General features: G+C 61.9%; 9 protein-coding genes. 4 read left to right on the forward strand and 5 right to left on the reverse strand.

Translation table 11 applies throughout. The annotated features are described in order from the left end of the window. Positions 1 to 79: 79 nt before the first annotated feature. From GTP41_RS04410 to GTP41_RS04430, 5 genes are all read right to left on the reverse strand, one after another. Positions 80 to 946, reverse strand: a complete 867-nt coding sequence (locus GTP41_RS04410) for a transporter substrate-binding domain-containing protein (protein ID WP_161024366.1) — start codon at positions 944 to 946, stop codon at positions 80 to 82. 125 nt (positions 947 to 1,071) lie between these two features. Further along, positions 1,072 to 2,043 carry an ABC transporter permease gene (locus GTP41_RS04415; RefSeq protein WP_161024367.1) on the reverse strand — a complete coding sequence of 324 codons (972 nt, stop codon included), beginning with the start codon at positions 2,041 to 2,043 and terminating at the stop codon, positions 1,072 to 1,074. Between the two features lie 4 nt (positions 2,044 to 2,047). Beyond that, positions 2,048 to 3,130 (reverse strand): ABC transporter permease, encoded by a 1,083-nt coding sequence (locus tag GTP41_RS04420; protein WP_161024368.1) that lies wholly within the window; start codon positions 3,128 to 3,130, stop codon positions 2,048 to 2,050. Positions 3,131 to 3,132: 2 nt separating this feature from the next. Next, the gene (locus tag GTP41_RS04425) at positions 3,133 to 4,662 is read right to left on the reverse strand and encodes an ABC transporter ATP-binding protein (protein WP_161024369.1); all 1,530 of its coding nucleotides are present in this window, start codon (positions 4,660 to 4,662) and stop codon (positions 3,133 to 3,135) included. An 81-nt stretch (positions 4,663 to 4,743) separates the two neighbouring features. Further along, on the reverse strand, positions 4,744 to 5,742 hold the full coding sequence (locus GTP41_RS04430) for a BMP family lipoprotein (protein WP_161024370.1): 999 nt from the start codon (positions 5,740 to 5,742) through the stop codon (positions 4,744 to 4,746). Positions 5,743 to 6,132: 390 nt separating this feature from the next. Here GTP41_RS04430 and GTP41_RS04435 point away from each other — a divergent pair, with 390 nt between their 5' ends. The 4 genes from GTP41_RS04435 (at position 6,133) to pcp (ending at position 10,762) form a co-directional block, all read left to right on the forward strand. After that, on the forward strand, positions 6,133 to 8,382 hold the full coding sequence (locus GTP41_RS04435; RefSeq protein WP_161024371.1) for a TonB-dependent receptor: 2,250 nt from the start codon (positions 6,133 to 6,135) through the stop codon (positions 8,380 to 8,382). An 81-nt stretch (positions 8,383 to 8,463) separates the two neighbouring features. After that, positions 8,464 to 9,162, forward strand: coding sequence for a DUF969 domain-containing protein (locus GTP41_RS04440; RefSeq protein ID WP_161024372.1), 699 nt, complete (start codon positions 8,464 to 8,466; stop codon positions 9,160 to 9,162). Beyond that, positions 9,159 to 10,109 carry a DUF979 domain-containing protein gene (locus GTP41_RS04445; RefSeq protein ID WP_161024373.1) on the forward strand — a complete coding sequence of 317 codons (951 nt, stop codon included), beginning with the start codon at positions 9,159 to 9,161 and terminating at the stop codon, positions 10,107 to 10,109. The genes GTP41_RS04440 and GTP41_RS04445 overlap by 4 nt, the downstream gene beginning before the upstream one ends. Continuing rightward, positions 10,106 to 10,762, forward strand: coding sequence for a pyroglutamyl-peptidase I (pcp, locus tag GTP41_RS04450; protein WP_161024374.1), 657 nt, complete (start codon positions 10,106 to 10,108; stop codon positions 10,760 to 10,762). Before GTP41_RS04445 ends, pcp begins: the two co-directional genes overlap by 4 nt. The last annotated feature ends 308 nt before the right edge of the window (positions 10,763 to 11,070 follow it).

Raw genomic sequence — 11,070 nt, forward strand, 5'->3', positions numbered from 1 at the left:
ATTCGGGGTCAGGTCTGACAATCGGACAATCTATGCGCTTCGCGCATAGATTGTCCGATTGTCAGACCTGACCCCGAATCTATTTAAACCACAGCTCGCTGCGCTGGAGCGGAGTCTCCGGCGGCAACGAGGGGTTTGGCAGGTCGATGATGCGCCGTTTTCCGATTTGGGCCCGCGCCACCAGCGGGCCTTTGTGTTTCTGGAACAGGGCGGCCAGGCTGCCATCCTTCACCATCATCTCCATGCCGATGCGGATGCGCTGTGCCAGCTTGTCGCCTTCGGCGTCGCGCCGCACGAAGAAGTAGCGCGGCAAAGGGTAGCGCAGCATCAGCGTCGGTTCGATCGCGATGCCGGGATGTAGTTTGCGGTTGGCGTCGTATTCGCGCGGCGCCTCATCCAGCGCGCGCGGGAAGAAGTCGAAGCGCCCCGCCACGAGCATGCCCAGCAGGCTGCCGGGACGCGGCGTTTCCACCACGCTGATGCCGGCGGCGGCCAGCACTTCGGTATCCACCCAGCCCTTGCCCTGGCCGGCGCTCAAGCGCTTCAGGTCGGCCAGGTTACGCATGGCGGCAAAGCGCGGCAGGTCGGCCTTGCGCACCAGGAGCAGGCGCATGCCCATCAGGCCGCGGTCGATCGGTATGCGGATCGGTTGGAAACGGGATTCGAGTTCGCGGTCGCTGGCGCGCGCGATGACGTTGATGCGGCCGCCCGGCATGGCCAGTTCCTGCAGCATGCGGGGGATGGAGAACGGCTCGCGCGATGGGCTGATGGAGTAGGGGCCATGGCTGGCGGAGGTGCGTTCCAGCGCCGCCTGCAGCACGAGCCAGTCGAACTCGTTGCGGCTATCGACGACCGCGAAGTACTGGGGGAACACCAACTCCGAGTTAGCCGCGCGCAGGTTAGAGCAGATACAACATAGTACAAGCAGCAACAGTCGTCGGATCATGGCGGCGCTCCCCAGTCACCTTGCAATATAAAACAAAATTCGGGGTCAGGTCTGACAATCGGACATTTTGCGTAGCAAAACCGGTCGGCCGTCCCGTCCGATTGTCAGACCTGACCCCGAATTTTTTAGCGCGACTTGACGAACGGTACGCCGATGGCTTTTGGCGCCACCGACTTGGCCATCAGGCCGGCCAGTACGATCACGGTCACCACGTACGGCACCATCTGGATCAGGGCGCCTGGGATGCGGCCGATCACCGGCAGGTCGACGCCTTCCAGCTGGATCTGCACGGCGCCGAAGAAACCGAACATCAGGCAGCCGAGGAAGGTGTAGACCGGGCGCCAGTTGCCGAACACCATGGCGGTCAGCGCCAGGTAGCCGGCGCCGGCGGACATGTCGCGCAGGAAGAAGCCCGATTGCACAATGGCCAGGTAGGCGCCCGAGAACGAGCACAGGGTGCCGGCGATCAGCATGGCGGCGTAGCGGGTGCGTTCCACGGAGACGCCGGCGGCGTCGGCGGCGTGCGGGTTTTCGCCGCAGGCGCGCAGGCGCAGGCCGAAGCGCGAGTGGTACAGGAACCAGTGCACCAGCGGTACCAGGATGAAGGCCAGGTAGACCAGCACCGAGTGGCCGCCAATCAGCTTGGTGTAGAACCAGCCGAGGAAGGGAATGTGTTCGACGGCGGCGCTGCCCGGCAGCACCACGTCGAACAGGCGCGCTTCGCCCAGGTCGGGGGTGCGGCCGCCTTGCTGGAAGAAGTATTGCGCGACCACGAAGGTCAGGCCGCTCATGGCGATGTTGATGGCGATGCCGCCGACCAGCTGGTTGCCCTTCTGGGTGATGGCGACGAAGCCTTGCAGCATGGCCAGCGCGACGGAGACGCCCATGCCGGCCAGGATGCCGAGCCATGGGTTCTTGGTGGCGAAGGCGACGGCGGCGGAGACGAAGGCGGAGGCCAGGATCTTGCCTTCCAGGCCGATGTCGATCACGCCGGAGCGTTCCGCGAACAGGCCGGCCATGGCGGCGAAAATCAGCACCGGCGCGTTGCGCACGGTGGAGACGAGGATGGAGCCCAGGTGGAGATCTTCGAAAATCATGGTCTTAACCTTTGCGTGCTTTGAGCAGCTTGATGAGGACTGGGGCGTACAGGTATTCCATGGCGCCGCAGAACAAGATGATCAAGCCCTGGATGAAGATGAAGGTTTCGGTCGGGATGTTCGGTTTTTCCAGCGACAGGTCGAAGCCGCCCTGGGTCAGGGCGCCGAACAGGATGGCCGACAGCAGGATGCCGACCGGGTGCTGGCGGCCCATCAGCGCAATGGCGATGCCGACAAAGCCGGCGCCGCCGACGAAGTTGAGCGACAGGTAGTGGGTCGAGCCCATGATGGAGTTGACCGCACCCAAGCCGGCCAGCGCGCCGGAAATCAGCATGACAATGATGATCATGGCGCTGATCTTCACGCCGGCGTAGTGCGCGGCGTGCTGGTTCAGGCCCAGCGCGCGCACCTTGTAGCCCCAGGCGGAGCGGTTCATCACCACGCCGTACACCACCAGGGCGATGAGGGCGAGGAAGAAGCTGATATTCAGCGGGGTTTCGCCCAGCACGGGGAACCAGTCGTTCAGGCGAGGCATCTCCGCCGCGGCCGAGAACACGCGCGAGGCGGTGTTCTGTTCGCCCGGCGGGATCAGGTACTTGACGATCACGAAGTTCATCAGCGAGGCGCAGATGAAGTTGAACATGATGGTGGTGACCACGATGTGCGAGCCGCGTTTGGCCTGCAGGTAGCCGGGGACGAAGGCCCACAGGCCGCCGAACAGGGCGGCGCCGAGCATGCCGACCGGGATCAGCAGGAACCAGGGCAGGGAGGCGTCGAACGCCAGCAGGGCCAGGGTCAGGCCCAGGCCGCCGAAGTACATCTGGCCTTCGGCGCCGATGTTGAACAGGCCGGCCTGCATCGCGATCGATACGGCCAGGCCGGTGAAGACCAGGGTCGAGGCGTAGAACAGGGTGTAGCTCAAACCTTCCGGGTTGATGATCGCGCTGTTGATCAGGATGTGCATCGACTCCAGCGGGTCTTCGCCCATCAGGTGGATGGCAAGCGCGGCCACCAGCATGGCGGACAGCAGGTTGAGGATGGGCAGGACAAAGCCGGTTGCCCAGCGTGGCAGATCGTTAGTGGTCATGGTCAGTGTTTTTGCATGCCACCCATCAGCAGGCCGATGCGGGTGGTGTCGAATTCGTCGATTTTCAGTTCGCCGGTGATTTTGCCGCCGCACATCACGAGGATGCGGTCGGCCAGGGCGCGCACTTCTTCCAGTTCCACCGATACCAGCAGGATCGCCACGCCCTGGTCGCGCAGGGCGAGCAGCTGGGTGTGGATGGATTCGATGGTGCCGATGTCCACGCCGCGGGTCGGCTGGCCGACCAGCATCAGCTTGGGCTTGGCCAGCACTTCGCGCGCGATCACGACCTTCTGCTGGTTACCGCCGGAGAGCAGGCCGATACGCAGGTCTGGATTGGCCGGGCGCACGTCGAACTCCTTCAGCAGGCCGGCGCAGCGCTGGGCGATGCCCTTGAAGTCGATCAGGCCCCACTTGTTCTTGACCTTGTCCTGGTAGCCGAAGAAGGTGTTGTGCATGACCGAGAAGGCCTTGATCACGCCGTCGCGCAGGCGGTCTTCCGGCACGTGGCCAATGCCCAGTTCGCGGAACTTGGTCGGCAGGCCGTCGGCGTCGCTGCGGCCGGCGAAGGGCAGGGGCTTGCCTTCAAAATCCACCTCGCCGGAGGTCGGCAGCTTCATGCCGGACAGGATTTCCATCAGCTCGGACTGGCCGTTGCCGGACACGCCGGCAATCGCCACGATCTCGCCGGCGCGCAGGGTGAAGCCGATGTCCTGCAGCAGCTTGACGCCGTTGTCGTCGGCCAGTTGCAGGTTGCGCACTTCCAGCACCGGCTTGCCGGGATTGTAGGCGCCGCGCGGCAGGTTGTTTTCGATCGGGCGGCCGACCATCATCTGCGCCAGTTCTTCCTTGCTGGTGTCGGCGGTCTGCACGGCGCCGACCACACGGCCGCCACGCATCACGGTCACGGTGTCGGTGATGTCCTTGATCTCCTGCAGCTTGTGGGTGATCAGGATGATGGTCTTGCCTTGTTCCTTGAACAGCTTGAGGATCTCGAACAGCGATTCGGTTTCCTGCGCGGTCAGCACGGCGGTCGGCTCGTCCAGGATCAGGATGTTGGCCGAGCGGTAGATCTGCTTCAGGATTTCGACGCGCTGCTGGGCGCCCACGGACAGGTCGTGGATGGTGGCCAGCGGATCAACGTCCAGGCGGTAGCGTTCGCAGATTTCGCGCAGCTTTTTCTCGACGGCGGCGCGGTGTTCGCGCAGGCGGAAACCGCCTTCGCTGCCCAGCATCACGTTGTCCAGCACGGTCATGTTCTCGACCAGCATGAAGTGCTGGTGCACCATGCCAATGCCGAGCGTGATCGCCTCGTGCGAGTTGTGGATGTGTTGCACCTTACCGTCCAGCAGAATCTCACCGCCATCTGCGCGGTAATAGCCGTAAAGGATGCTCATCAAGGTCGACTTGCCGGCGCCATTTTCCCCCACCAGGCCATGGATGGCCCCTTTGGCGATGGAAAAACTGACGTCCGTATTCGCCTTTACCGCCCCAAAGTGCTTGGAGATATTGCGGAATTCTACTGCTGGCGTCATAAGGATTTTTCGGTCTTATTTACTGAAAAACGCGCCGGACGGGATATCCCGTCGGCGCGTTCTTTTTAATGGAACTGCTTGTTAGGCCGGGCAGGCGGCATTGGTGGTGCGGATATCGATGACTTTGGTCTTGCCGTCAATGATGTCCTTACGCGCGCCCAATACTTTCTTTTCGATCTCTGGGGTAATCAATTTGCGGTTGTGCGCGTCCAGCGCCCAATCCACGCCGCCTTCCTTCAGGCCCTTGGCGGTCACGCCGGCCTTCCAGGTGCCGTTCTTCATCTGCATGAAGGAGTCGTACACGGCGTTATCCACGCGCTTGACCATGGAGGTCAGCACGGAGCCCGGGTACAGGTGGTTCTGGTTGGAATCGACGCCGATCGACAGCTTGCCTTTTTCCTTGGCGGTCTGCAGGGTGCCCATGCCGGAACCGCCGGCCACCGCGAACACCACGTCCACGCCACGGTCGAACTGCGCGCGCGCCAGCTCACCACCCTTGGCCGGATCGTTCCAGGCGGCGGAGGTGGTGCCGACCATGTTCGAGATCACTTCGGATTTCTTGTCGACCGACTTGGCGCCCTGGGCATAGCCGCAGGCGAAAGTGCGGATCAGCGGAATGTCGATGCCCCCGATGAAGCCCAGTTTCTTGGTCTTGGAGGCCATGGCAGCGGCCACACCCACCAGGTAGGAACCTTCTTCTTCCTTGAACGTCACGGAATTGACGTTATTACCTTGGGCTACGCCGTCAATCAGCACGAACTTCACGTTCGGGAATTCTTTTGCGACTTTCTGCACCGCCTGGGTCTGGGCGAAGCCGATGGCGGCGATCAGGTCCAGCTTTTTACGTGCCAGGCCGCGCATCACCTGCTCTGCCTGGGTGTCGCTGCTCGCCTGGACTTCAATGTACTTAATACCGGTGTCCTTCTTGAAGCGCTCGGCGCCTTCGAATGCGGACTGGTTGAACGACTTGTCGAACTTGCCGCCGGCGTCGTACACGATGCCCAGCTTCGGATCAGCCGCGTTCGCGCTGGCTGCAACCGCAACTGCGGCGATCATCATGCTAAGTTGTTTGATTTTCATGTAAGGGCTCCGTGGAAGTTCGATATTGTATATTTTTATGGAGTGCCTCGGACGCTTTTTCGCGCCAAAGCAAGCCACGGCACCATGTAGCTTGCCAACAACATACTAATGCAAATTTTCACTATGTACCCTTGATTAATTCTTGGGCACGTAATCAAACTGCAAACACGCATTCGTCTGGCTGAATCCGCTTCTCAGGGCATGGATTCGTGGTTCGTTACTATGCAACAGGCGCTATATGTATGGCAAATACGTTTTTACTTGCTTATTTATATCCAGTGCAACTAAATAACACTTGATTCGAAAGCAACTTCGCTTCAATCCTTTCGTGCTAGCATCCGCGCCATTGCAACATTCCGTTACTTTTCTCTAAAGATAGGAACATTGGGTATGGATAAACGCCTCAAGCATTCCCTGATCGCTCTGGCCGTCGCCGGTGCATTTCCCCTCCACTCCGTTAGCGCCCAGGAAGCGCAGCAGCCAGCTGAAGAAGTAAAACAGCCCGGCCAGCTGGAAACCGTGATCGTTACCGCCCAGCGCCGCGCCGAGAACATCAAGGATGTGCCGATGGCAATTGCCACCGTGAAAGGCGAGAAGCTGGACGTGCTGACCTCCGGCGGCCAGGACATCCGTTTCCTGAACGGCCGTTCGCCTTCCGTGTCGGTTGAGTCCGATTACGGCCGTACTTTCCCGCGTTTCTATATCCGTGGTCTGGGTAACACCGACTTCGACCTGAACGCCTCCCAGCCAGTGGGCCTGGTAATGGACGATATCGTGATGGAAAACCCGATGCTGAAGGGTTTCCCGGTGTTCGACGTGGACCAGATCGAAGTGCTGCGCGGCCCGCAAGGCACCCTGTTCGGCCGTAACTCGCCGGCTGGCGTGATCAAGTTCGACTCCGCCAAGCCAGTGCTCGGCAAGACCGAGGGCTATGCCAACATCGGTTTCGGCAAGGAAGGCATGCGCAACCTGGAAGGCGCCTTCAACCTGCCCGTGAATGACACCCTGGCGTTCCGCTTCTCCGCCCAGAGCCAGCACCGCGACGACCGCGTGCACAATCCACGCCCGACCGGCACCCAGGACTTCGAAGGCTATGACGATCACGCCGTGCGCCTGCAAGCGCTGGTCAAGCCTAGCAAGGATTTCTCGGCGCTGTTCAATATCCACGCCCGCAATATGGATACCACCGCGACGCTGTTCCGCGCCAATATCCTGAAAAAAGGCACCAATGAACTGGTGGACGGCTTCGATTACTACTCCTACCCGAGCGACGGTTTCAACAACCAGTGGCTGAAGACCCGCGGCGGCAGCATCCGCCTGCGCTGGGACCTGCCAAACGTGACCCTGCATTCGATTACCGGCTACGAAAAACTGGACCTGTACAGCCGCGCCGACGTGGATGGCGGCTATGGTGCTGACTTCAACCCGCCGGTGGGCCCATTCGGCGGTATCCCGTTCCCGCTGGAGACGGCTGACCTGATGCCGAACCACCGTCAGTTCACGCAGGAGTTCCGTGCTGAATCGAACGGCAAGGGTCCTCTGCAGTGGATCGGCGGCCTGTTCTTCTTCAACGAGAACATCCAGATCGATTCGATCAGCTTCAATACCTTCAATAACAGCTCGCTGAACCCGGAGTACACGCAGCAGTTCCAGGACGCGCGTTCCTGGGCCGCCTTCGGTACCTTGAATTACGCGGTCAGCAACGACTTCAAGATGCGTGCCGGCCTGCGCTACACGACCGACAAGAAGGACTTCATTGCGCAGCGTATTGAACCGAACAAGCCTGTCTGGCGCCAGACCCTGGCCGATACGTCGCACAACGTGAGCTGGGACCTGAGCGGCACTTACACCCTGGATAAGGACATCAACCTGTTCGGCCGCATCGCGACCGGTTACCGCGCGCCCTCCATGCAGGGCCGCCTGTACGGCATCGGCGACATGCCAACCATGGCCAAGGCCGAGAAGGCGCTGTCCTACGAGTTCGGCGTGAAGGCTGACCTGATGAACCGCCGCGCACGCGCTTCGCTGACTTTCTTCCGTTACGACATGGATGACAAGCAGCTGACCGCAGGCAGCGGCGCCGTCAACATGAACCGCCTGATCAACGCCGACAAGGTGACCGGCCAGGGCGTGGAGCTGGACCTGCAGGCCAACCTGGGCTACGGTTTCAGCGGCACCTTCGGCAGCAGCTACAACGACACCGAAATCAAGGATGCGAAAGTCTTCGATTCCAATTGCGGCGGCGGCTTCAAGATTTGCACCGTGCTCGATCCGCAAGGCCCATTCCCGCTGACCGCCAGCCTGAATGGCAACGACCTGCCGCGCGCACCGCGCTGGCAGCATAACTTCAGCCTGAAGTACAGCACCGCTGTCGGTAACGGCGAGTTGTATGCCTACACCGACTGGGCTTACCGCAGCACCTACAACTTCTTCCTGTACGAAGCGGTTGAGTACAAGGCCAAGTCCCTGCTGGAAGGCGGCCTGCGCATTGGCTACAAGTGGGATAACTACGAAATCGCCGCATACGGCCGCAACATCACCAACCGTATCCAGGCCCTGGGCGCGATTTCGATCAACAACCTGACCGGTATCGTGAACGAGCCACGCACTTACGGCGTGCAGTTCAAGGCTACCTTCTGACCGATTCACACTCCCTGTGAACAACGCGCACTTCGGTGCGCGTTTTTTTTTGTATCATGGTGCCTCCTTGGGGGAGGGGTAATGCAAACTGCTGTGAATATGTGGCCGCTGCTTGGCGTGGCCGTGATCGTGCTTGGTTTCCTGCTGCGGCTGCACCCGGTGCTGGTGGTCGTGGCGGCGTGCTTTACAACGGGCTTCGCGGCCTTGATGCCGGTGGAGGCGCTGCTTGCCTCGCTCGGCACGGCTTTCGTCAAAACGCGCAACCTGCCGATGATCTACCTGCTGCCGCTGGCCGCGATCGGGTTGCTGGAGCGTTTTGGCTTGCGCGAGCATGCGCAGGCGGCGATTTCGCGTGTGCGCTCGGCCACGGCGGGACGTTTGCTGATCGTCTACCTGTTCGTGCGTGAAACGTCGGCCGCCATGGGGCTGACTGCGCTGGGCGGCCACCCCTCGATGGTGCGGCCGGTGGTGGCGCCGATGGCGGAGGGCGCGGCGGAGGTGCAGCTTGCCGCGCAGGGCAAGACGCTTGGCGAGGAGCAGCGCTACCGCATTCGCGCCATGGCGGCGGCGACGGACAATGTCGGCCTGTTCTTCGGCGAGGATATATTTGTCGCCTTTGGCGCCATCGTACTGATGCAAACCGTGCTGCGCGCGGAGGGGATCGAAGTCGATCCGCTGCATATGGCGCTGTGGGGCATTCCTACTGCCATTTGCGCTTTCATCATCCACGCCTGGAACCTGAATCGGCTGGATCGCTACCTGCGCAGGAGCGTCGCATGATCATCCGCGTCGAATACTTTTACTACCTGCTCGGCATCATGCTGGCGATGGTCGCCCTGATGTCGTTCGGCGACCGCAGCAACCCGCGCCGCTGGACCACGGGCTTGTTCTGGGCGCTGTATGCCATGATTTACCTGGCCGGCGAACGCCTGCCGCCAGCCATGGCGGGCCTGGCCATGATCGTGATGGCGGTGCTGGCCGGCTTTGGCGGTGTCCGCAGCGGCAAGCCAGATGTGTTGCCCGATGATGCGCGCCGCGCCAGTGCCGCACGCTTGCGGCACCGCCTGTTCATCCCCGCGCTGGTGATTCCTGCCGTGACCATGGCCGGCGCCACCTTGTTGAAAGACGTGCGCATCGGTGAATTGTTCGTATTGGACCCAAAGCACCTGACGCTGGTGAGCCTGGGCTGCGCCGCCGTGGCGGCAGTGGCTGTCGCTTGCTGGCTGACCCGTTCCACACCGCTGCAGGCTGGCCGCGAGGCGCGCCGCCTGGTCGATGCCATGAGCTGGTCGATTGTGCTGCCGCATATGCTGGCGGTGCTAGGCTTGCTGTTTAGCGAGGCTGGCGTGGGTAAGGCGGTGGCGCAGGTGTCCACCGGGCTGGTAGGCGCCGACTCCAAGCTGGCGGCGGTTGCGCTGTTTTGCATCGGCATGGCGCTGTTCACGATTGTGATGGGGAATGGCTTTGCCGCTTTCCCTGTAATGGCGGGCGGCGTGGGTGTGCCGGTGCTGGTGGCGCAGTATGGCGGCAACCCGGCGGTGATGGCAGCGATTGGCATGTTCAGCGCGTATTGCGGTACCCTGATGACGCCGATGGCCGCCAACTTCAACATCATCCCGACCGCGCTGCTCGACCTGCCGGACCGGAATGCCGTGATCAAGGCGCAAATCCCTACCGCGCTGCCGCTGCTCGGCGCGAACATTATCCTTTTGTACTTCCTCCTATGAAGACTGTGCTGCTGACCGGCTTTGAGCCGTTTAACAAGGAACCGATCAATCCCGCCTGGGAGACCGTGCGGGCGCTGGATGGCTGGCAGGGCGGCGCCGGGGACGAGGCGTTCCGTGTCGTCGCGCGCCAGCTGCCTTGCGTGTTCGGCGCGGCGAATGCGGCCATGTCTGCGCTGCTGGATGAGGTGCGGCCGGTGCTGGTGATCGCGGTGGGGCAGGCGGGCGGCCGCGTCGACCTGACCGTTGAGCGGGTGGCGATCAATGTCGACGATGCGCCGATCAAAGACAATGCGGAGCAACAGTTGGTCGATGCACCGATCGTGCCTGGCGGCCCGGCGGCTTATTTCTCCACGCTGCCGATCAAGGCGGTTGTGGCTGCGCTGCGGGCGGCTGGCTTGCCGGCCTCCGTGTCGCAGACGGCCGGCACCTTTGTCTGCAACCACGTGTTTTATGGCCTGATGCATGCGCTGGCCGACCGCGCTGGCGTGCGCGGTGGCTTCATCCATATTCCCTACCTGCCGGAGCAGGCGGCGCGCCACCCCGGCATGGCCAGCATGTCGCTGGCGCAGATGATCGAGGGCTTGCGTATCGCCGTGCAAACTTCCCTCGCCGTTTCGCGCGACACATCGGTTGCCGCAGGCGCGACGCACTAGACTATGGCTAAACCTCCCATTTTCCCGGGCCCACGGACGGTGCGTGGTGCTGTGCTTGCGGTACTGCTCTCGAACGTTGACCAGACAGGTCGTGAGCCGCTGCGTGGACGCGTGACGCTTGCAGCAATCGTCAGGGCGTTGAAACGTAAATACTATTGGCCGATTGAAACGGTCAGTTTTCCGTCGACTGCGGCGGATGGTCGGGCGACCTGGGCTACGGTGTATAGCTTGCCGCCCGAAGTCATCCGTGCTGCGTTGGATGACAGGGGGCGCGACTGGCTCAGGAGTGCGGGGTATCTTTGAAACCC

The sequence above is a fragment of the Pseudoduganella guangdongensis genome (genome assembly GCF_009857475.1).
GTDB classification, from domain to species: domain Bacteria; phylum Pseudomonadota; class Gammaproteobacteria; order Burkholderiales; family Burkholderiaceae_D; genus Rugamonas; species Rugamonas guangdongensis.